We start from the raw sequence: 21,463 nt of genomic DNA on the forward strand, positions 1-21,463 counted from the left end.
TACCAATCAAACTGCTGCAAAAACAAACTTGAAAGGTAAACAGGCCCTAATCATAAGCAAAAAGGCGCATCAGCGCCTTTTTATGTTGTATCAGAGCCACAACACTGCGTTACGGCATAATTGCTTCTTTTAAATACTGAAACAGCTCTTTGTAGGCTTTGCCTGGCTTCTCAGCTTTTACTTCTTTACTTGCTTGGCGCGCCATCTGGCGCATTTTTTGACGCTCAAGTTCAGGATACTTATCCAATAGCTCATTAATCTTGCTATCTCCTTTGGCAATCACTTCATCGCGAATAAGCTCAATCTTGTTCAGCAATACGTCTGCTTTATTGTTCTTATTTAGCATCAAATCCATCGCAGCTTGAATCTCTTCGACATTTGGAGTACTACGCAATGTCTTCGCAATATAGTTCATATGACGACGGTAAGCATCTGTTTTAGCACGTATCCTATCCGCAACAGTCATGGCCTCTTTAAGCTCGTCCGTTAGAGGTAACTTCTCACGCTGCTTCTTGGCAAGCCCTGCAATTTCACAGCCTAGTTCATGCAACTCTAGCGCCTCGCGCTTAAGCTCGCTTTTTGAAACGTAAATAATCTCTTCTTCGGTCGTTTGCTCGTGTTTAGCCATTGGTCTTGTCTATACTAGTAAATATTAAGGTCTCTAACATTAGAGTATACCACAATTGATCACTACAATAGTTAGTAGCTGTGATAGCATATTAACTAATATGTTTTAGTTAGACGAGCGAGCGGATAAGGTATCTATGACTCAACCTCAACAACACCCTATATATAATCAAATTGATGATGTGAAAAATGCAGTTGCCGATGTGTTAGCGCATGCTAAAAAACTAGGTGCAACTTCGGCAGAAGCGGCGATGTCTAGCACCTCTGGTCTGTCTGTAAGTACACGAATGGGAGAGGTTGAAACCATTGAGTTTAATCAAGACGGTGGTCTTGGTATCAGCGTTTATGTGGGTAACCATAAAGGCTCAGCATCAACAGCGGATCTGAGTCCTGAAGCTCTGCGCTCTGTGGTTGAAAAAGCCATAGATATCGCTCGATTTACCTCGGATGATCCCTGTAATGGTGTGGCGGATAAAGCCTTGCTAGAGATGTCACCAACAGATTTAGATCTTTTCCATCCTTGGCAAGTTTCTCCCGATGAAGCCATTGAGCAATGTATAGCTGCTGAAAAAGCAGCGTTAGAATTCGATCCTCGAATCGTGAATTCTGATGGCGCGAGCTTATCGAGCCACCAAGGGATCCGTGTATATGGCAATAGCCATGGCTTAATTGCAGGGTTCCCACGTACCAGACACAGCCTGAGTACTATGGTGATTGGTAAAGAAGGTGAGCAAATGCAACGGGACTCTGCATATACGTTATCTCGCGTGCACTCGGAGCTAAAGTCCCCTGAAGAAGTCGGTTTAGAGGCGGCACAATCAACGCTGGCAAAATTAGGCAGTCGTAAGGTATCAACGCGTAAAGTGCCTGTTATTTTTCGAGCAGATATCGCGAACAGCTTATTTGGACACTTAGTATCAGGTATCGGTGGTGGCGCGCTATATCGCAAGTCTAGCTTCTTATTGGATTCTTTAGACACACAGATTTTTAATCGCTGCGTAAACATTGAAGAGAAGCCACATTTACTAAGAGGACTTGCTTCTAGTCCTTTTGATAGTGAAGGTGTAAAAACCATCGACCGAGAAATTATCACAGATGGCGTGCTTAATACTTATTTATTGGCAAGCTATGCCGCACGTAGAATGAATATGCAAGCGACAGGTCACGCAGGTGGGATCCATAACTGGTTAGTAAAACCAACACACGACGATTTAACCAGCCTACTTGCGTCGATGGGCACTGGCTTGTTAGTCACTGAACTAATGGGACAAGGTGTTAATACGGTAACTGGTGATTACTCAAGGGGCGCTGCTGGTTTTTGGGTTGAAAATGGAGAACTTCAATATCCTGTAAGTGAAATTACGATTGCTGGTAATTTAAAAGATATGTTTATGGGGATTGAAGGGATTGGCGGTGATATTGAATGTCGAGGCGCAGTACAAACCGGCTCAATATTACTCAATACTATGCAAATAGCGGGCGAATAACTCCCTTCATCAGCTCAAGAAATGCTGGTTTTGACCAGCATTTCCCGCTATGTAGACTATGTTACTGCTACACTAATAACCAAGTGGCGGTGCCAAGGAATGCAAAGATCCCGACAATATCAGTAACCGTTGTTAGTACCACACTACCAGCTAGCGCTGGATCGATATTCATTTTCTTCAGCATAATTGGAATACTGGCTCCCGCGATACCTGCAGCGACTAAGTTCATAAACATCGCGAAGGCAATTACAGCACCGAGTGTAAAATCCCACTGCCATATAGCAATAACCCCTGCGATCAAGACAGACCACAGCACGCCGTTTAAGGCACCTATCGCCAGCTCTTTACCCATTAAAAACTTTTGGTTAGTCTGGTTAATATGACCAAGGGCAATACCACGGATCACTAGGGTTAGCGTTTGGCTACCGGCAACGCCACCCATACTTGGTACTATGCCATTTAACACCGCGAGAATAGGTAAAATATCCAGAGTACCTTCGAAGAAGCTTGCAACAAACGCTGCCATTAAGGCGGTTAACAGGTTAATCCCAAGCCAAATAGAGCGGCGCTGGCTACTTTTTAGGACTGGCGCAAAGGTATCTTCTTCATCTTCAAGACCTGCCATACTTAACAAGCTGTGCTCAGCATCTTCACGGATGACGTCAACAACGTCATCAATGGTGACACGACCAAGTAAATGGGCGTTATCGTCAACTACAGGAGCTGAGATCCAGTTATGACGCTCAAAAAGCTGCGCCACTTCAGACTCATCCATGGAGATAGGGATCGTTTCCTTATCTTCATCCATCAAGTCTCGAACCATACTGTCAGGAGACTTAGTTAATAAGGTATTGACAGGCAGCGTGCCTAAAAAGCAGTTATCTTTATCAACTACATACAACTCGTCCGTACCGTCTGGCAATTCGCCTTTAAGACGTAGATATCTAAATACAACTTCTAAGGTAACATCGGGTCGAATAGTGACCGTGTCGGTGCTCATTAGCGCACCGGCCGAGTGCTCCTTGTAGGACAATGCTTGTGTCGCACGTTCTCTATCTTGGCTATCCATCGCACCAATAACATCTTGGTAGACGGTATCAGGCAGGCTTCTCAGGACATCACCAAGGTCATCGTCGTCCATGTCTTCTGTAGCGGCAGCAATTAGCTCCGGCTCCATCTGGGCGATGATCCCAAGTCTTACGTCCTCTGACAATTCCTCTAAGACATCCCCTTGGATATCTGGGTCAACGAGCTGCCACAGCATAGAGCGAACTTTATGAGGGGATGATTCTAAAAGCAGTGCTGTGTCACAAGGAGCTGTTTCTGCGAGCATACGCCTAACTTGAACAAACTGACCACTGTTTAAGGCTTTAGTTACCTTTTGGAGTTGTTCCAGTGTGTAGTCTTGTTCAAATACTTCAGGCATAGGCATCCTTTTTGATAATAATGTTGGCTAACGTGATTTAGTTAACCTAATTCATTTACTTTATCGCAGAAACCAATTTCTTAATTTGAATTTTATTCGTGTTGTTTCTGCTGGTGGGTTGCTACCGTTAATACACGTTAAAGGTGTACGCAACGATAAAGTAGGATTTTCTCGGCAACTCGCTTTACTGCACGAAAGAAACCTAAATTGGTATTACAGTGTAACTCAGTTTATTGAGAACTACCAAGGTTTACGCTTAATTATGAGAGACTTATTATACCAATTCGCTTAATTAAGTGATCTATTTTGAAGCGAGAAAATCTTGTCGATAACACGGCGAAAATTTTGCTATTTAGTTGTTCAAAATGAAAGATTTTTAACACAGTTAGCGTCAGATTTGCTCCTTCAAACTGAGTAAGTATTAAGACTAATTGGTATTAGACCTGTCTGGTTACGGAGGGGGAGATTAGCAGGGAATAAATGAATCAGACCTTAGTGCTATTTTGGTGCTAGTAGCCCAAGTTACTCGGATTCATTAAATTTATTTTCTATTAGTCCACCAATGGCGTCTAGTGCATACTGAGCATCAGGACCTTCACAAACCACTCGTACTTCTTTTCCTTGGCTGCTTTCAAGTAACAACAGCGCTAGTACGCTGTCAGCAGCAGCACTTTTGTCTCCTTGATATAAGGTCACTTCGGCATCAAATTGGGTTGCTAATTGCGCAAGAACCGTCGCTGCTCGAGCGTGCAGGCCGAGCTTGTTCTGGATTAAAAACGTATCTTCTAACATTTAACCCTCTTGCTCACGGTGGCGAATTTTGACGTTGGGATGGGTTTTTGCAAATCGCTCGCCAATGGTTTGCGCTAAGTATACCGAGCGATGTTGCCCACCAGTACATCCTATTGCGATCGTTAGATAACTGCGATTGTTACGCTCTAAGTGTGGTAACCAAGTTTGTACAAAGGTTTGGATCTGCCAAGTAAACTTTTGCACGATGCTGTGACTCGACAAATAGTCTTTGACTGGCTGATCTAGGCCAGTTAGCGGCTTAAGCTCAGGCTCCCAATGTGGGTTGGGCAAAAAGCGCGCATCAAAAACGTAATCCGCTTGTTTTGGGATGCCGTGTTTAAAGCCGAAAGATTCAAAGGTAATAATGAGTTGTTTGTCTTTCTTACCTAAGATTTTTTCGCGGATATCTTCCGCAAGTTGATGAACGCTCAGGCCTGTAGTATCAATGAGAAAATCAGCGCGTGTGATCAACACGTCTAACAATTCCCGTTCTTTCTTTATCGCAACATCTAATGGAAGATTATGTAGTGAAAGAGGGTGCAAACGGCGTGTTTCTGAGAAGCGTTTTATCAGGGTTTGATCGTCACTGTCTAAATAAAACAGGGTAGGTTTGGCGAAACCAGGCAAGTATTCAAGAATGTCATTAAACTCGTCCTGTTCTTTAGGCAAGTTTCTAACATCAATACTGACTGCAATTTTATTATAATTGTCGGAAACGCTGCGGACTAAAGACGGCAGTAAATTGACTGGAATGTTATCTACACAATAGTAGCCTAAGTCTTCCAATACTCGAAGCGCTACAGATTTACCAGAGCCTGAGCGGCCACTGATAATGATAAGCTCGAGTCCTTTTTCTTCATCACTCATCAAGTTCACCTTGGATCACTGCATATAACTCGTCATCACTTTTTGCTTGCCTAAGCATTTTGCAAAAAGACTTGTCTTTGAGTGTATCAGCAATCGCCGCTAAGGTCTTCAGGTGCTGTTGATTATCACCTTCGGGTACGATGAACGCGACAAAAATATCGACAGGCTGCTTATCTATGGCTTCAAACTGGATCCCTTGCTCGCTAACAAGCACCATTGCAAGGATTTTATCCAAACCCTCAAGTCGACCATGAGGAATGGCAATACCTTTACCGATCCCTGTGCTGCCTAATTTCTCTCGCGCCATTAAAGCGTCTAAGATAGCATGCTGACTGGTATTTGGAATTTGGCTATGAGCCAGTTCGCTGATGTATTCTAAAATACGTTTTTTGCTATTAAAAAGGACCGCAGCTTTACTGCAGTCCTTGTTCACTAATTCACTTAATTTCATCTTAGTGTCGAGTGAGCTTCTCTTTGTGTTTAATAACTTGACGATCTAGCTTGTCGATGAGGCCATCAATTGCGGCATACATATCTTGATGCTCTGTTGATGCAAATAGCTCGCCGCCGTTTACGTGTAATGTTGCTTCTGCTTTTTGTACTAGCTTCTCGACATCAAGGATCACATGCACGTTATTGATATGATCAAAGTGCCTTTCTAGCTTCGCAAACTTGTTGGTGACATAGTCTCTTAATGAGTCAGTAATTTCTACATGGCGACCAGTTAGATTTAGTTGCATAAGCATTTTTCCTTCTTGGGTTTTACGTCTTATATCAAGCTTTTACGCTGATTTGACGGTGGAATGGCTAGGGATTCACGATATTTTGCAATCGTACGTCTCGCTACCTTAATTCCTTGCTCAGCTAAGATATCTGCAATTTTGCTGTCACTCAATGGCTTCGCGGTATTTTCTGCAGCTATCAGCTTTTTGATAAGTGCTCTAATTGCTGTAGAAGAGCACTCACCTCCATTTTCTGTACTTACATGGCTAGAGAAGAAGTACTTCAGCTCAAATATTCCCCGAGGTGTATGCATGTATTTTTGTGTTGTCACACGGGAAATTGTGGACTCATGCATCTCAACCATTTCAGCAACATCATTTAGCACCATAGGGCGCATTGCTTCGGGGCCATGTTCAAAGAATGCCTGTTGTTGTTGCACAATGCAATTGGTAACTTTTAATAATGTATCATTTCGGCTTTCTAAGCTTTTAATAAACCACTTTGCTTCTTGTAAATGTGAGCGAATAAACTGACTATCTGTGCTGGATTTCGCTGTTCTAGACATCGCAGCATAATGGTCGTTTACTCTTATTTTAGGCATAGCATCAGGATTTAGCTCTACGATCCAACGACCTTTTACTTTTTTTACCGATACGTCAGGGATCACATATTCAGGCTCTTCATGAATAATGCTTGCCGCTGGTTTTGGGTTAAGACTATGAATTAACGTCATGACCTCTTTGAGATCGGCTTCTTTAAGGCGCGTTTTCTTAGCCAAAGTTCGATAGTCACGGCTGGCAAGCAAGTCGATATGCTCTGTCAGGATCATTTTCGTTTCGGCAATCCATGGCGTATCTGGGGCGAATTGATTTAGCTGAATACACAAGCATTCTTGTAAACTACGCGCTGCGATACCGACAGGATCGAAAAGCTGAATACGTTTGAGCACGGCTTCGACTTCATCCAGCTCAATAGGCTCTTCGCTACTCTCATCATTAATGCTTTCTAAAATGTCTTCGCAAGACAGTGTTAAAATGCCTGACAGGTCGACCGCTTCAATAATCGCAATCGCAATCGCTCTATCTGTTGGACTAAACGGTGTCAGCTCAAGTTGCCACATGAGATAATCATGAAGAGATTCAGAGGTTTCCCCTTGATAAACATTATCGTCATCGGGAAGTGGGCCTGAGCTTGCAGCGGGCGCTGCACTCATATACTCGTCCCAAGTGACATCCATAGCAAGGTCATCGCTCACAGTGTCTTTGCTCATGGCAGTATCTGAGTCTATCTCATAGTCACTAACCTGCACTTCATCGCTTGAATCTTGATTGTCGTCAGCACTGCTCTTTTCTTGACTGTGTTGGTCAGCGTTTTCGCCGTCAGTATTATCACCTTCTTCCACTTCCAACAATGGATTGCTGTCTAACGCTTCTTGTATTTCTTGTTGCAGGTCCAATGTACTGAGCTGCAGCAAGCGAATGGCTTGTTGCAGTTGTGGAGTCATTGTAAGTTGCTGCCCCATGCGCAGCTGTAATGATTGCCTCATGTATCTCTAACAATCCTTTTTAACAGTTATTAATACTACGTCTTAACTATAGCTTGAATTGTTCGCCTAGGTAGACATCTCTTACGGTTTGATCTGCCAAAACATGTTCTGGCGTGCCTGCAGCGATTAACTCACCATGTGAAACGATGTAGGCTTTTTCACATACGTCCAGTGTTTCTCTAACGTTATGATCGGTGATTAGCACACCGATACCGCGGTTTTTTAGGTGCTCTATGATTGTCTTTATATCTAACACCGAAATAGGATCAACACCAGCAAAAGGTTCATCTAACAGGATAAACTTAGGGTTAGCGGCTAAAGCGCGAGCAATTTCTACGCGTCTTCTTTCGCCTCCCGACAATGCCATGCCCTGTGAGTCGCGAATGTGTTGAATATTAAATTCGTCCAGTAACTCATTGAGTTCAGCTTCTCTTTCAACTTTAGATAAGTCTTTTCGAGTTTCTAGAATCGCCATCAAATTTTGATAGACCGTGAGTTTTCTAAAGATCGAAGACTCTTGCGGTAGATAACCAATACCAAGTCGCGCGCGGCTGTGCATCGGTAGCAAAGTGATATCTTCGTCATCAATCTGAATAAAACCTTTGTCGCTTGGTACTAACCCTACAATCATATAAAAGGTCGTGGTTTTACCTGCGCCATTCGGGCCCAATAAGCCTACAATGCTGCCAGCTTGAACACTTAAGCCAACATTTTTGACGACCTGGCGGCCTTTATAACTCTTTGCTAAACCAGTTGCTTTGAGCTCGCTCATTAATTGTTACCTTCTTCCTGCGCTTTTTTATCTTTTGCGTCTTTTTTGTCATCAACAGGAACAAGGATGGTTCTTACACGGGAATCTTCTTGGTCTGAGCGCTCAGCACTGATCAGTTGCTTTTCAATGTCATAGGTGATGACCTGAGCATTGATTTTTTGCCCAGTTTGATTGATTTCCGCATCGCCAGAAATGACTAAGGTGCCTTCCGCAACGTCGTAGCGAATTTCGTTTGCTTTGGCTTCTAGCAAATTACCATCAGGTTGACGTTCGCTGAAAATAGCTGGGCTGCCAGTTGCAACAAGCAGTTGCTTGTTAGTACCAAGCTCCGCGCGGCGATGGACTTCTAGGCGATCGGCATTTATTTTTCTGTTGCCATGAATAATAACAACATTCTGTTCAAAAATACCGATGTTGCTTTGCAGTTGAGCTTGCTGACGGCCAGCATCAATAATGACTTCATTTTGTTCTGCAGCAATTACTAGAGTAGAACTTGCAAGCAAGCCGATGAAAACTAGTTTGTTAATGATTTTACTGGTCATAATAAATTGTCTTTGTGTGGTTGATGAGTTCGATCACTTGCTTTTGTAGATCCGCATGCAGTCCTTTACCCGTGATCCTAAGACTAGGACCCGTGATAACGACAGGGTGTTCCGACTTCATCAATTTTTGCTTAATTTCAACTCTTACATTATCGGCATTGATATCGGTGATCATGGCGTTAGGCGTTAAATTCTTTGCCAGCACATTGCCTTCTAATATCAAGGTATTGTTTTCGTACAGTGTTGCTTCTAATGCACTTATTTGCCAATTTTGCTCACCGTTATATAAGGTGAAAATAGGCTTTTCAAAGTGACTAAAGCCAAGATCTTGATACAACTCCATCTTATCAGCAGTTACCTGATAGTTTAATAAGCCATTTTCACTATAGGTCGTTTGCTGAAGCGTGGTTGCAACATAATCGGGCTTAGCTAACGGTTCATCTTCTTTTGCTGAGTCCGCCTCTGATGGATTAAACATGGGCGACCACATCCAAACCATTAAAGAAGCGAAAACAATGAGTAAGATGACACGCAATACGGTCATGTACTTGATCCTTTGGAAGTCAATAAGTGATTTTGGCTGAGCATTAGAAGATCAGTCAGTTCTCTCACAGCACCAAAACCACCAGGCATCAAGGTTGTGTAATGAGCGATATGTTTAACAAGAGGATGTGCATCATTGACGGCAACGGCAAAACCGACTCGTTCCATTACGGGTAGGTCTGGACCATCATCACCAATATACGCAATTTCGTCATCACTAAGGTTGAGCTTAGTCTTCAGTTCATCATATGCCACTAACTTGTTTTCTTGGCCTTGGTAAATATAAGTTACATTTAAACTAGTCATGCGTTGCTGAACTATTTGTGAATGCCTACCTGTGATAACGGCGACTTCGATACCACAATCAATCAAGGCCTTAACACCAAACCCATCTTTGGTATTAAATGCTTTCAGTTCTTCACCATTATTACCAAGGTATATACGGCCATCTGAGAATACGCCATCAATATCGCAAATCAATAATTTGATTTGTTTTGCTTTTTCCCAAGCTTTAGGTGAAATCGTCTGATATAAATCTTCAAATTGCATTACAGCACCCCCGCTCTAAGTAAATCTTGCGTATTCAAGGCGCCAACCGGGATGTTGTTTTCGTTTACCACAATCAAGCCGTTAATCCGTTTGGTTTCCATGATATTGAGTACCTCTGCTGCGAGCATATCGGCGCGTGCCGTCGTACTTTTAGCCGTCATAACTTGCGTGATTGGGGTGGTGTGAATATCGATCTTTTGTTCGATAATACGGCGCAAGTCGCCATCGGTAAAAATACCTTGCAATTGCGAGCTTTCATCTACGATTGCCGTCATACCTAAACTTTTAGCTGACATTTCAAATAAAGCTTCTTTAACTGTGCAATGACTTTTAACCATAGGGATTGCATCCCCTTGATGCATGACATCAGCAACGGTTAGTAGTAGACGTCTTCCTAAACTACCACCTGGATGGGAAAGTGCAAAATCATCAGCCGTAAAGCCTCTGGCTTCAAGTAGCGCAACCGCGAGTGCATCGCCCATCACTAGCGTAGCTGTGGTGCTCGCCGTGGGTGCAAGTCCTAATGGGCAGGCTTCTTTTGATACCTTAACACAAAGGTGAACCGTCGCATTACGAGCCATTGTAGAGCTCGGGTTGCCTGTCATAGAAATAACGGGGGCCCCTAAGCGCTTTATCACAGGCAGGATTGAGATCACCTCTTGGGTTTCCCCTGAGTTGGAGATCATCAAAACCACATCATCTTTGGTGATCATACCCAAGTCGCCGTGACTTGCTTCTCCTGGATGAACAAAAAATGCAGGGCTGCCAGTACTTGCGAGTGTCGCTGCGATTTTGTTTCCGATGTGGCCGGACTTACCCATGCCAATCACGATGATGCGACCTTGGCAGCCAAACATAATTTCACAGGCTTTTACAAATTGTTGATCAACAAACTGTTGCACTTCTTCTATTGCTGCAAGTTCAGTAGCAAAAACTTGATTTGCAGAATCAATAAATGGGTTCGTTGTCACAAGGCTTCCTTAAATGATGTAGTAAATATAACCGACGAAGCTTGCGACAAGTATGCCACCTTCCAAGCGGTTGATGCGGCGCTGACCTGTTAAGCTGAGGCTCATTAGGATAAGCAGCAGTGTCGCGCCAAGCATAATAAAGATATCACGTGACGCAATATTGGCGTCGAGGACAGATGGGTTAATAATCCCAGCAATCGATAGCACTGCCAATATATTAAAGATATTCGAGCCAATAATATTGCCAAGCGCTAGATCGTCTTCTTTTTTAAGTACGCCAGCAACACATGCCGCAAGCTCGGGTAAACTAGTACCAACGGCGATAATGGTTAATCCTATTAGCAGGTCACTCATGCCAAAATATTTGGCGATGTCAACCGCGGCGCCAACGAGATAGTCCGCGCTAATAGGCAGTAAAATCATACCCACGATTAACCAGAAAACGGCTTTTTGAGTTGGAATATTATTTGGCACTTCTTCACAGGCTTCACTGACGAATGGGTCATCATTATCTCCACCACCACGCTTGGTGATAATGATAAGTGCAAGAAGAAAAGCGGCGAAACCGACTAATAACAAAACACCTTCTACGAAACTAAAGTGGTTATCACTAACGATATACCAAGCTGCCAATGAAACGATGACTAACAGCGGCATTTCGCGGCGCAAAATACCAGAGCCAACGGAGAGTGGCCTTAATAACGCGGTGAGACCCAAAACGAGTAAGATATTGGCGATGTTGGAACCTATGGCATTGCCCACGGCGGTGTCTGTTTTATCTGCAAGAGCGGCTTGCGCAGCAACCATCATTTCTGGTGCTGAAGAACCCATGGCCACGATAGTTAAACCAACAATTAATGTTGGCACACCAAAGTTTCGTGCAAGAGCGGCCGCACCAAAAACAAAGCGGTCAGCACTCCAAACCAGTGCAATAAAGCCAAGAATGAGAATAACAAACGATAAAACCATGAACCTCTAGCCAATAGGATTAAAATTTCGATAGATACTACCAAAAGCGCTCTGGAAAGTATAAGCAAACCGTTACATTTCACTACTTACAAAATTTTACCAAAACGATTTTCCATCTTGTTTGAAAAAAAAGTATCATACTTGGATGAATATAGTCTGGATCTGGAGAGCGACTTGTCGCAGTCAATTGTAGAAATCAAGGATGTAACCTTCTCTCGGGGTGAAAGGATCATCTACAAAAACATGAGCTTTTCCGTACCAAAGGGCAAAATTACCGCAATAATGGGGCCGAGTGGCATTGGTAAAACTACCATGTTGCGATTAATCGGTGGTCAGCTTAAACCTGATAGCGGTGATATTCTTTTTGCTGGAAACAGTATCCCTAACATGTCACGAGCAGCTTTGTATCAAGCTCGAACGCGGATGAGTATGTTATTTCAAAGCGGTGCTTTGTTTACCGATATGAGCGTGTTCGACAATGTGGCTTTTCCTCTACGCGAGCATACCGAATTATCTGAAGAATTAATCCGTTTAGTGGTGCTGATGAAGCTTCAAGCGGTTGGTCTTCGTGGTGCAAAAGATTTAATGCCGGCAGAGCTTTCTGGTGGTATGGCAAGACGCGCGGCTTTAGCACGTTCTATTGCACTTGATCCTGAATTAATTATGTACGATGAGCCGTTTGCAGGTCAGGACCCGATCTCCATGGGCGTTCTAGTTCGGCTGATTAAGTCCCTTAATGAAGTATTGGGGTTATCGTCACTGATAGTCACTCATGATGTTACGGAAGTGCTGAGTATTGCCGACCACGTCGTTATTATTGCAGAGCAAGGTGTGATTGGTACAGGAACCCCTGAGCAGATGCTTGAACACGAATCGCCATTAGTACAGCAGTTCTTACAGGGCCTTGCGGATGGTCCTGTGCCATTCCACTTTAAAGCGCCAGATTATCAGCAAGCGCTGTTGCAAGGAGAGTGAGTATGGTCGACTTTTTACAAAAACTAGGCCACAAAACCCTCAGCCGTTTTGCCGCACTTGGCCGTGCCACAACAATGCTTTTTGGGGCGCTATGTAGCTTACCTAATTTCCGAAAAGGCACGCCGCTGTTGATAAAGCAACTTTACATGGTTGGTCATCAATCATTGTTGATTATCATGGTGTCTGGTTTATTTATCGGCATGGTATTGGCATTACAAGGCTATACCGTGTTAGTTGGGTATGGCGCTGAAGATAGCCTTGGACCTTTGGTTGCTTTGAGTTTACTTAGAGAGCTGGGCCCTGTGGTAACCGCACTCTTATTTGCAGGACGTGCAGGCAGTGCGTTAACTGCAGAAATCGGTTTGATGAAGGCAACGGAGCAATTATCTAGTTTAGAAATGATGGCGATAGACCCGCTTAAGCGCGTGGTTGCCCCTCGTTTTTGGGCCGGTTTTATTAGTATGCCGTTACTCGCATTGATATTCTCTGCGATCGCTATTTTAGGCGCACACTTGGTGGGTGTTGATTGGTTAGGCGTAGATTCAGGTAGCTTCTGGTCAATTATGCAATCGCAAGTGTCGTTTCAACAAGACATCTTAAATGGTCTTATTAAGAGTTTCGTATTTGCACTATTAGTAACTTGGATCGCGCTATACAAAGGCTATGACTGTATTCCTACTTCAGAAGGAATAAGTAAAGCGACGACAGAGACGGTAGTACATTCTTCACTGGCTGTACTTGGCTTTGACTTTGTATTAACAGCGGTTATGTTCTCAAGTTAAAAGGTTTTAAAAATGAATACACGGAAAATAGAAATTTTAGTTGGGTTGTTCGTGGCATTGGGCATTGCTGCATTTGTTATGTTGGCGCTAAAGGTGGCTAACTCAGGCTTAAGCGGCAATGGTGAAACTTACACTTTGCATGCTAAGTTCGAAAATATAGGTTCGTTGAAAACCCGCGCCCCGATTAAGGTGGGTGGGGTTGTGATTGGTCGTGTTGATGGAATTCACATCCATCCACAAGAGTTCGTGCCGGTAGTTTCAATGAGTTTAGATAAAAACTATGAGTGTCAGTTTTCCGATACATCGTCGGTTTCGATTTTGACTTCGGGCATTTTGGGAGAGCAATACTTAGGTATTTCTCCCGTTATTGCTGCTGAATCTGCGAAGCAAAAATGTCTGGGTCAGGAAGTAACGAGTGAAGATAGCGTTGATCTTGAGTCTCTTTTTGGTGTGGAAACAAAAGCGCTAAAAGACGGTGACATGATCACAGATACAAAATCGGCACTGGTATTAGAAGAGCTAATAGGTCAGTTCCTATTTAATCAAGGGAGCGAGTAAATATGTTAAAAAACATCTATGCGAAATGTCTGACTTTGTTTGTAGCATTGATGGCTACCGCATTGGTTCAGGCGAAAGAAGTAGACTCAAGCGATCCTTATAAAATGGTGGAGCAAGTTGCGGCGCAAACTTTTCAGCGTGTTACGAAAGAGCAAAACATCATTGAAAAAGACAAAGAACACTTACGCGTTATCGTAGAAGAAGAGCTCTTGCCTTACATTGATTACAAATACGCTGCGTATCGTGTATTAGGTTCTTATATTCAAAAGGTTCGCAACATTGAAAGTAAAGAGGAGAAAGCTGCTGCTGTCGAGCATATTAGAGAGTTTATTGAGGTATTCAAAAATTACTTGGTAGCGACTTATGCTGGTGTATTTACTCAATATAAAGACCAAAAGGTAGAGTTTGGTGAGCATCGCCCATTTGAGAATGAAGCTGTGGTGGTTGTTAAGACCAAAATTGTAGAGCCAGGCAAGCCTGATATCAAAATCGATTTTAAAGTTAGACGCGGACAAGACGGTGACTGGCGTGCTTTTGACATGATGGCGGAAGGCATTAGTTTACTTGATGCCAAACAATCGGAGCTACATGGTATTTTACGACAGCAGGGTATTGAACATGTGATCCAACTGTTAGATAAGAAGAGCAAGCTTCCGGTGCAATTTAGAGGGGATGATGGTGACGCCTAATATTTCATTCACCGAAAGTAAAGGTGAAATCGTGTTAACTGGTGAACTTACGAGAGCGAGTTTACCAAGCGCACTGAAACAGTCGACCATCGTTCAAGTGTTGAAAAATGCACAATCAACCGTCTATTTTAACCTTTCTGAGGTGACAAGGGTTGACACCGCGGGCTTAGCTTGGTTAATTCACTCTTTAGGTCAATTGAAACAGCGCGACATTCGTCTCGAGCTGAAAAATACGCCTGAGCAACTGCAAAATTTAATGGAGTTGGGACAGGTGACAACCCTATTTGAGTGAGTCTAATGGAAACAAATCAAGTCGAAACTTTATTGAGAGATGCACTATCGCTTGACGAGATCATCGTTAAAGCTAATGGTAGTCACTACGAAGTCATTGCTGTTGGAACGTGTTTTGACGGATTAAGAAGGCTGAAAAGAGAACAGCTGATCTACGGCCCACTGATGGATACTATTAAAGACGGCACTATGCATGCTGTTAGTATTCGTGCATTCACACCTGATGAATGGCAAAAAGAGCGCAAATTTATTCTTCCACAATAACGGAGTGCCGCAATGGATCAGTTTGTTATCCAAGGTGGCACCACTTTAGCCGGTGAAGTCACTATTTCAGGGGCTAAAAACGCAGCCCTACCTATTTTATTCGCCGCTCTGCTTGGCGATGGTAAAAGCCGTTTTTCTAATGTACCGCACTTACGCGATATAGGTACCACTGAAGCCTTATTAAAAACACTGGGCGCTGAAGTTGAGTGGGATGGCGATATCTTAGAAATCAATGGTGCAACGGTAAATAGCGTGCTTGCACCTTATGAGCTCGTTAAGCAAATGCGTGCGTCGGTACTGGCGTTAGGCCCATTAGTCGCAAGATTTGGTCAAGCGCAAGTATCCCTACCGGGAGGCTGTGCTATTGGTGCTCGTCCAGTCGATCTGCATATTTCAGGCCTTGAGAAAATGGGCGCTAAGATCAAAGTTGAGAATGGTTATATTCATGCGGTAACCGAAGGTCGTCTTCGGGGCGCTGAGATCTTTATGGAAACCGTCAGCGTTGGTGCTACTGAAAACTTACTGATGGCTGCAACCCTCGCCGATGGTAAAACTGTGATAGATAATGCTGCGCGAGAGCCTGAAATTATTAACTTAGCTGAATGCTTAGTTGCCATGGGTGCCAAGATCAGCGGTGCAGGTTCGAGCCGAATTGAGATAGAAGGCGTTGAGCGTCTTAATGGTTGTGAGCATAAAATCCTTCCTGATCGCATCGAAACAGGGACCTTTTTGGTTGCTGCGGCAATGGCAAAAGGTGAAGTGCTGTGTAAAAACACGGATTATCATAGCCTTGAACCTGTGCTTGAAAAGCTACGTGCCGCCAATGCGATTGTTGAGGTAAGTGAAGATAGTATTTATGTGGATATGCGTCAACGCGCTTTAAAAGCCGTTAATATCAAAACCATGCCACATCCTGGCTTTCCAACAGACATGCAAGCTCAGTTTACCGCATTAAATGTGGTGGCTGAAGGCAGCGCGACAATCACAGAAACTATCTTTGAAAACCGCTTTATGCACGTGCCAGAGCTACAGCGTATGGGCGCGAATATTCGATTAGAAGGCAACACTGCAATCTGTGGTGAGACAGAGTCGTTATCTGGTGCGCAGGTAATGGCAACCGATTTACGCGCTTCAGCGAGTCTTATTCTAACGGGTATAGTTGCAACAGGCGAAACCATAGTCGATCGCATCTATCACGTTGATAGGGGCTATCAGAAGATAGAAGATAAGCTGAGTCGTTTAGGTGCAAATATAAAACGCCGTAAAACCTGAGCTTAATGATTCTGAATAAAAAACAAAAAAGCGTCCTCTAGGACGCTTTTTTTCCTAATATAGTCCAGTTTCGAGTTCTGCGACTTCCACCGTAATGGTGAGGCGCTGACCACCTCTGAGTACTTCAAACTCGAGTTTAGTACCAGGCGCAGTATTGCCTATCGTCTTCAATGTCTTTTGCGGATTAGTCACAGGCTCTCCACCTACTTTAACCACAATATCATGCTCTTTCATACCAGCTTGCCATGCGGGACCTAGGGGGTCTAATTCACTCACAGCAAGGCCGACAATAGGTGTGTAAAGATCCGTTACGCTTTTACCTGTATTATCAACTGGCGTGCCTCTAAAGCCGAGATAGCCTCGGATCACTCTACCATCCATAATGAGTTTATGCATGACGTCCAGTGCAAGATCATAAGGGATAGCAAACGAGATACCTTGGATATCAATGTTCAAGCGCGTGCGAAATTGTGCAGAGGTAATGCCAACTAGCGCGCCATTAGAATTGACAACGGCACCACCTGAGTTACCAACATTAATCGCGGCATCCATTTGCAGCAAATTATTGAACTGACTTTCTGTGAGAGTCTGTTTGCCCGTTGCACTGATAATACCTTGGGTAATGGTTTGTCCAATGTTCAATGGGTTACCAATTGCGAGCACTATATCTCCAACACGTGGTGAGTAGTCGTGATCGATAGGAATGACAGGCAAATTCTCAGCTGGAATTTTTAATAAAGCTAAGTCCGTAATCGTGTCAAAGCCTATCAGTTGCGTATCACTATACTGGCGGCCATCAGGAAGAAGCACAATGATTTGGTCGGCATTGTTCACCACATGATAGTTTGTCAGTATGTAGCCATCTCGGCTCATAATAACACCAGAGCCAAGTTCTCTAACCGTGCTTTGGCGCTGATATCTTGGCTGATTGCTAAAGCCCTCGGAAAAAATCGTCACGACCGCTGGAGCCGTTTTTTCTACAGCATCAGCAAAACTCATATGATGGGCCTGAATATGTGGGGCCTCAAGTTTTGGCAAGTTATCCCTCAGCTCAGGATTAAACCAAATGATGATAAAAGCGATCCCAAGTCCGGCAAGCAGCGGTGGAAAAATGAATTTAATTAATTTGAACACAAGAGCTTATATTTATCGTTATCTAATACTGCTAATAATGACACAAAAAAAAACACAGCGACAAGTTTCGCTGTGTTTCATTTTTAATATTTGTCTATTTCGTTACTGAATGAGGTAGAAAACCGTCTCGCGATCGCGTTTAATCCCAAGTACGATATTACCTTTAATGCCATTAATTAGTTTAGACATATCTTTAACACTAGTGACACGTTGGCGATTCACTTGCATGATCACATCGCCTTCTTCAAGGCCAACACGTGCAGCTGGTGAGCGAGGTTCTACTGAGGTAATGACGACACCTTCATTGCCATTGCGCTCGCCACTCTCTAGTACCGCGCCTCGTAGGTTTGGATGTACATCCTCTGCATTCGCTTGTTCTTCTTGCTTACCACCAAGCTCTACGTCGATAAACTTGGTTTTGCCATCACGGTAGACACCAAGTCGTACCTCACGACCTTCACCCATCGTAGCCACTTTGCCGTGGAGTTCATTAAAGCTTTCAATGTCGTCGCCGTTGAGGCTGACAATGACATCATTGGCTTTCAGACCCGCTTTGTCCGCTGCTGAATCTTCCACTACGCGCATGACATAAGCACCGCGCTTAACATCAAAGCCTTGTGCTTTAGCAAGACCAGCATCTAAGGTTCGACCTAATATACCCAATGAACCGCGACGAACTTCTCCGTACTCAACAATTTGATCCACTAGGTTTTTCATCATGTTTGATGGAATAGCAAAGCCGATCCCGACATTACCGCCAGATGCGCCTAAAATAGCGGTGTTGATACCAATGAGTTCGCCGTTTAAGTTAACGAGTGCACCACCTGAATTACCTTGGTTGATCGCCGCATCTGTTTGAATAAAGTCTTCATAGCCTTCGATATTTAAGCCGCTACGGCCTAGTGCACTGATGATGCCTGAGGTGACTGTATGACTTAATCCAAATGGGTTACCAATAGCAACGGAAAAATCACCCACTCTCAATTTGTCTGAATTAGCGAGTTTTATTTCTGTTAGCTCTTCGCCGTCGATTTGTAGTAAAGCGATATCAGATTCGGCGTCGCTACCGATTAATTTAGCCTCAAATTCTCTGCCATCTTTTAAGGTGACAAGCATTTCGTCTGCATCATCAATAACGTGATTGTTTGTAACAACATAGCCTTTATCTGCATCGATGATGACACCTGAGCCGAGGCCACTAAAAGGGCGCTTTTGGCTACGAGGCTGCGGTTGTCCAAAGAAAAAGTCGAAAGGGTCGACACGGCGACGCACTTCTTTAGCACCTTTTACTTGGATACTAACAACGCCCGGGGCGACCTTTTCTAGCATAGGTGCTAGCGTTGGTAGTTGTTGGCCGTCTACGGCAACAGGAAGTTTGGCCATGCTTTGCTGCGGTAACAGCAATAAGCTAGAAGAAAGTAAAGCGGCCGATAACAAAGATAGTTTAAATTTCATAGTCGTGAAGTACTCCGCTATTAGCGTTAATATAGGTAATAAGGGGCTGATAATTAGCCTCTTATTAGGGCCTATTGACCTTTGCGGTTTGATTTTTGTTCCTCTGAGTGGGTTTTGGTCGCGACGCTCGACTTGCCGCCTAGTAATCTAAGCAAAAGTTGAACAACAATGAACAAAGCGCACTCAGGGGAACCCAAAGGGCAGCGCTTGATTGGCATCTCTACTGTGTTATCGCCTGACTCACATAGAAAAACTATGCTACACAGGCTCTGCCTTGTATAAATACCAATCAAACTGCTGAAAAAGCAAACTCGAAAGATCAATAGGCCCTAGAATCAATAACTTCTTTTAAAGACTATGGGGTCAACAAAAAGTTTCATCAAGAGGCTTTAATTTGCTCACTTTCTTTTTTTTGACCAGAAAATAATCCAGTTTCACCTTCGGCATAGTCACTTGGTGGTGCCTCAAAACTTGGGTCTTGCTTACGTCTTCTCTCTGGGCGTGCTTGAAGAGAAGCTTGTAGTTGTTCAGTGGTTTCTTTCGAGAAAAAAGGATCTGCAGGGTGAGATGGACGATCCTGTGTCAGTAGTTGGTTGGTTTCTTCTACGTGGGTAAGCAGCTGCTGATAGCTATCCTGCATTTTATTTACTAGCTTTTTGGTGCTAGCTAGGTGATCTGATACGTCTTGACGATATTGCTCAAGGTCGTGTTTAGCTTGTTGTGCTTGCACTTCCAGTTCGTCGTGTTTGAACTGCTTTTTCGTTACAAAGCCACCTAAAAAGAATGCAGCAATGGCAACAATGATCAGTAATCCAAGCCAAGTAACGGTAGTCATAGGTTTCTCCCTGTGTGCCTCAACGGCAAATAAAATTAAAACTCTGTTAGAGTTAAATATACGCTGTGAATACAGTCGTGTTAATATAACCTACAAACAAATCGTAAAAAAATATTTAAGTCGATGACGCCTTGGGAAAAATATCAGCAAGATCTACAACGTGATGATTTTCAATATGACAGCGCACAAGAAAATGCCGTAAAGCATTTACAGCGATTGTATGACGACCTTATCAATCAGCCCCCGGTCAAACCAAACTTCTTCTCGCGCTTGTTTGGTAAAGCTGAGCCGCCAAAAGTGAAAGGGTTGTACTTTTGGGGTGGAGTAGGGCGCGGTAAAACTTATCTGGTTGATACCTTTTACGATGCGTTGCCGACGGAGCGTAAAATGCGGGTGCATTTTCACCGCTTTATGCATCGTGTTCACACAGAGCTGAAAAAGCTTAATGAAGTGAAAAACCCTCTGGAAAGCATCGCTGATACGTTCAAATCTGAAACTGACATTATCTGTTTCGATGAATTTTTCGTTCAAGACATCACTGATGCCATGTTACTGGGTGGATTAATGCAGGCGCTGTTTGCGCGCGGTATCGTGTTAGTGGCCACATCGAATATTGTGCCTGATGATTTGTATAAAAATGGCTTGCAGCGTGCACGATTCTTACCCGCCATTGAATTGGTAAAAGCCAATACTGAGGTAGTTAATGTGGACTCGGGTATTGACTATCGCTTGCGCACGTTGGAACAAGCGGAAATTTTTCACAGCCCACTTGATAAACAAGCGGATGAAAACTTATTCGACTACTTTAACAAACTCTCTCCGGAGCCGGGTAAAGCCGGACAAGCGATTGAGATTGAAGGTCGAATGATCCAAACTCGAATGGTGTCTGATTGTATTGTTATGTTTGATTTCCCTGCGCTATGTGAAACCGCTCGTTCGCAAGTGGATTACATGGAGATCAGTCGCTTATATAACACAGTGATTCTATCTAATGTGAAGCAAATGGGTCAGCAAAACGATGATGCGGCAAGGCGCTTTATTGCGCTCGTCGATGAGTTTTATGAGCGTAATGTGACGCTTATCATCTCGGCTGCAGCGCCTATTACTGAACTTTATACCGAAGGTACACTGAATTTTGAGTTCAAACGCTGCATTAGCCGCTTGCAAGAAATGCAATCCCATGAGTATTTAGCAAGAGAGCATTTAGCCTAACGGCAATTACTTTTTTGTTAAGAGGACTGGTTCGGTGTGGGTATTTGTAAACATCCTATTTGAACGAGTCCTTGTCACGCACACGTCGTCATTTCGTTGGATTTTTTGCCTTTTCTATTTTTTTCGAAATTCTTCAGATTTTCTTGTAGAAAAAAGCACCAAGCGCTGGTTTTCACCCAGAA

Annotated in this window: 25 protein-coding genes; 9 read left to right on the forward strand and 16 right to left on the reverse strand. The window is 43.6% G+C overall.

The genetic code is table 11. The annotated features are described in order from the left end of the window. Positions 1-109: 109 nt before the first annotated feature. A complete protein-coding gene (gene yjgA, locus A587_RS0120020; RefSeq protein WP_010376654.1) occupies positions 110-628 on the reverse strand; it encodes a ribosome biogenesis factor YjgA in 519 nt (172 codons plus the stop codon). Positions 629-764: 136 nt separating this feature from the next. On the opposite strand from yjgA, the gene pmbA reads away from it, so the two are divergent. After that, positions 765-2,114, forward strand: coding sequence for a metalloprotease PmbA (pmbA, locus tag A587_RS0120025; protein ID WP_010376655.1), 1,350 nt, complete (start codon positions 765-767; stop codon positions 2,112-2,114). A 67-nt stretch (positions 2,115-2,181) separates the two neighbouring features. Here pmbA and mgtE read toward each other — a convergent pair whose 3' ends face one another. The 12 genes from mgtE to A587_RS0120085 form a co-directional block, all read right to left on the reverse strand. Beyond that, on the reverse strand, positions 2,182-3,540 hold the full coding sequence (gene mgtE / locus A587_RS0120030) for a magnesium transporter (protein ID WP_010376656.1): 1,359 nt from the start codon (positions 3,538-3,540) through the stop codon (positions 2,182-2,184). Between the two features lie 522 nt (positions 3,541-4,062). After that, the gene (locus A587_RS0120035; RefSeq protein ID WP_010376658.1) at positions 4,063-4,332 is read right to left on the reverse strand and encodes an HPr family phosphocarrier protein; all 270 of its coding nucleotides are present in this window, start codon (positions 4,330-4,332) and stop codon (positions 4,063-4,065) included. Beyond that, a complete protein-coding gene (gene rapZ / locus A587_RS0120040) occupies positions 4,333-5,199 on the reverse strand; it encodes an RNase adapter RapZ (RefSeq protein WP_010605937.1) in 867 nt (288 codons plus the stop codon). It lies immediately after the preceding gene. After that, positions 5,192-5,650 carry a PTS IIA-like nitrogen regulatory protein PtsN gene (gene ptsN, locus A587_RS0120045; RefSeq protein ID WP_010605936.1) on the reverse strand — a complete coding sequence of 153 codons (459 nt, stop codon included), beginning with the start codon at positions 5,648-5,650 and terminating at the stop codon, positions 5,192-5,194. The genes rapZ and ptsN overlap by 8 nt, the downstream gene beginning before the upstream one ends. A 1-nt stretch (position 5,651) precedes the next feature. Then, positions 5,652-5,939 carry a ribosome hibernation promoting factor gene (gene hpf, locus A587_RS0120050; RefSeq protein WP_010376661.1) on the reverse strand — a complete coding sequence of 96 codons (288 nt, stop codon included), beginning with the start codon at positions 5,937-5,939 and terminating at the stop codon, positions 5,652-5,654. A gap of 29 nt (positions 5,940-5,968) precedes the next feature. After that, positions 5,969-7,468 (reverse strand): RNA polymerase factor sigma-54, encoded by a 1,500-nt coding sequence (locus tag A587_RS0120055; protein ID WP_017219040.1) that lies wholly within the window; start codon positions 7,466-7,468, stop codon positions 5,969-5,971. 46 nt (positions 7,469-7,514) lie between these two features. Continuing rightward, positions 7,515-8,240, reverse strand: a complete 726-nt coding sequence (gene lptB / locus A587_RS0120060; RefSeq protein ID WP_010376664.1) for an LPS export ABC transporter ATP-binding protein — start codon at positions 8,238-8,240, stop codon at positions 7,515-7,517. Then, the gene (gene lptA / locus A587_RS0120065; protein ID WP_017219041.1) at positions 8,240-8,782 is read right to left on the reverse strand and encodes a lipopolysaccharide transport periplasmic protein LptA; all 543 of its coding nucleotides are present in this window, start codon (positions 8,780-8,782) and stop codon (positions 8,240-8,242) included. The genes lptB and lptA overlap by 1 nt, the downstream gene beginning before the upstream one ends. Beyond that, entirely contained in the window at positions 8,772-9,326 is a 555-nt protein-coding gene (gene lptC / locus A587_RS0120070; protein ID WP_017219042.1) for an LPS export ABC transporter periplasmic protein LptC, read from the reverse strand. The genes lptA and lptC overlap by 11 nt, the downstream gene beginning before the upstream one ends. Next, complete coding sequence (kdsC, locus tag A587_RS0120075) at positions 9,323-9,874, reverse strand: 3-deoxy-manno-octulosonate-8-phosphatase KdsC (RefSeq protein ID WP_017219043.1); 552 nt, start codon at positions 9,872-9,874, stop codon at positions 9,323-9,325. The genes lptC and kdsC overlap by 4 nt, the downstream gene beginning before the upstream one ends. Next, on the reverse strand, positions 9,874-10,845 hold the full coding sequence (locus A587_RS0120080) for a KpsF/GutQ family sugar-phosphate isomerase (RefSeq protein WP_017219044.1): 972 nt from the start codon (positions 10,843-10,845) through the stop codon (positions 9,874-9,876). The genes kdsC and A587_RS0120080 overlap by 1 nt, the downstream gene beginning before the upstream one ends. Positions 10,846-10,854: 9 nt before the next feature. Next, a complete protein-coding gene (locus tag A587_RS0120085; protein WP_010376669.1) occupies positions 10,855-11,814 on the reverse strand; it encodes a calcium/sodium antiporter in 960 nt (319 codons plus the stop codon). A 174-nt stretch (positions 11,815-11,988) separates the two neighbouring features. On the opposite strand from A587_RS0120085, the gene A587_RS0120090 reads away from it, so the two are divergent. The 7 genes from A587_RS0120090 to murA are packed head-to-tail and all read left to right on the forward strand — an operon-like array spanning position 11,989 to position 16,645. Then, on the forward strand, positions 11,989-12,789 hold the full coding sequence (locus A587_RS0120090; RefSeq protein ID WP_010376674.1) for an ATP-binding cassette domain-containing protein: 801 nt from the start codon (positions 11,989-11,991) through the stop codon (positions 12,787-12,789). A 2-nt stretch (positions 12,790-12,791) separates the two neighbouring features. After that, the gene (gene mlaE / locus A587_RS0120095; protein WP_010376675.1) at positions 12,792-13,571 is read left to right on the forward strand and encodes a lipid asymmetry maintenance ABC transporter permease subunit MlaE; all 780 of its coding nucleotides are present in this window, start codon (positions 12,792-12,794) and stop codon (positions 13,569-13,571) included. A 12-nt stretch (positions 13,572-13,583) separates the two neighbouring features. Further along, complete coding sequence (gene mlaD / locus A587_RS0120100; protein WP_010376676.1) at positions 13,584-14,129, forward strand: outer membrane lipid asymmetry maintenance protein MlaD; 546 nt, start codon at positions 13,584-13,586, stop codon at positions 14,127-14,129. Positions 14,130-14,131: 2 nt separating this feature from the next. Continuing rightward, positions 14,132-14,818 carry an MlaC/ttg2D family ABC transporter substrate-binding protein gene (locus A587_RS0120105; protein ID WP_010376677.1) on the forward strand — a complete coding sequence of 229 codons (687 nt, stop codon included), beginning with the start codon at positions 14,132-14,134 and terminating at the stop codon, positions 14,816-14,818. Then, complete coding sequence (locus tag A587_RS0120110) at positions 14,805-15,110, forward strand: STAS domain-containing protein (RefSeq protein WP_010376680.1); 306 nt, start codon at positions 14,805-14,807, stop codon at positions 15,108-15,110. The genes A587_RS0120105 and A587_RS0120110 overlap by 14 nt, the downstream gene beginning before the upstream one ends. Positions 15,111-15,115: 5 nt before the next feature. After that, positions 15,116-15,373, forward strand: coding sequence for a BolA family protein (locus A587_RS0120115; RefSeq protein WP_010376682.1), 258 nt, complete (start codon positions 15,116-15,118; stop codon positions 15,371-15,373). Positions 15,374-15,385: 12 nt separating this feature from the next. Then, positions 15,386-16,645 (forward strand): UDP-N-acetylglucosamine 1-carboxyvinyltransferase, encoded by a 1,260-nt coding sequence (gene murA, locus A587_RS0120120; RefSeq protein WP_017219046.1) that lies wholly within the window; start codon positions 15,386-15,388, stop codon positions 16,643-16,645. A 54-nt stretch (positions 16,646-16,699) separates the two neighbouring features. Here murA and A587_RS0120125 read toward each other — a convergent pair whose 3' ends face one another. From A587_RS0120125 to A587_RS0120135, 3 genes are all read right to left on the reverse strand, one after another. After that, positions 16,700-17,779 (reverse strand): trypsin-like peptidase domain-containing protein, encoded by a 1,080-nt coding sequence (locus A587_RS0120125; protein WP_017219047.1) that lies wholly within the window; start codon positions 17,777-17,779, stop codon positions 16,700-16,702. 102 nt (positions 17,780-17,881) lie between these two features. Beyond that, a complete protein-coding gene (locus A587_RS0120130; RefSeq protein WP_017219048.1) occupies positions 17,882-19,234 on the reverse strand; it encodes a DegQ family serine endoprotease in 1,353 nt (450 codons plus the stop codon). A 379-nt stretch (positions 19,235-19,613) separates the two neighbouring features. After that, entirely contained in the window at positions 19,614-20,069 is a 456-nt protein-coding gene (locus A587_RS0120135; protein WP_010376689.1) for a YhcB family protein, read from the reverse strand. 123 nt (positions 20,070-20,192) lie between these two features. On the opposite strand from A587_RS0120135, the gene zapE reads away from it, so the two are divergent. Beyond that, on the forward strand, positions 20,193-21,281 hold the full coding sequence (zapE, locus tag A587_RS0120140) for a cell division protein ZapE (RefSeq protein ID WP_017219049.1): 1,089 nt from the start codon (positions 20,193-20,195) through the stop codon (positions 21,279-21,281). The last annotated feature ends 182 nt before the right edge of the window (positions 21,282-21,463 follow it).

The organism is Pseudoalteromonas sp. NJ631 (genome assembly GCF_000276645.1).
GTDB lineage: Bacteria > Pseudomonadota > Gammaproteobacteria > Enterobacterales > Alteromonadaceae > Pseudoalteromonas > Pseudoalteromonas piscicida.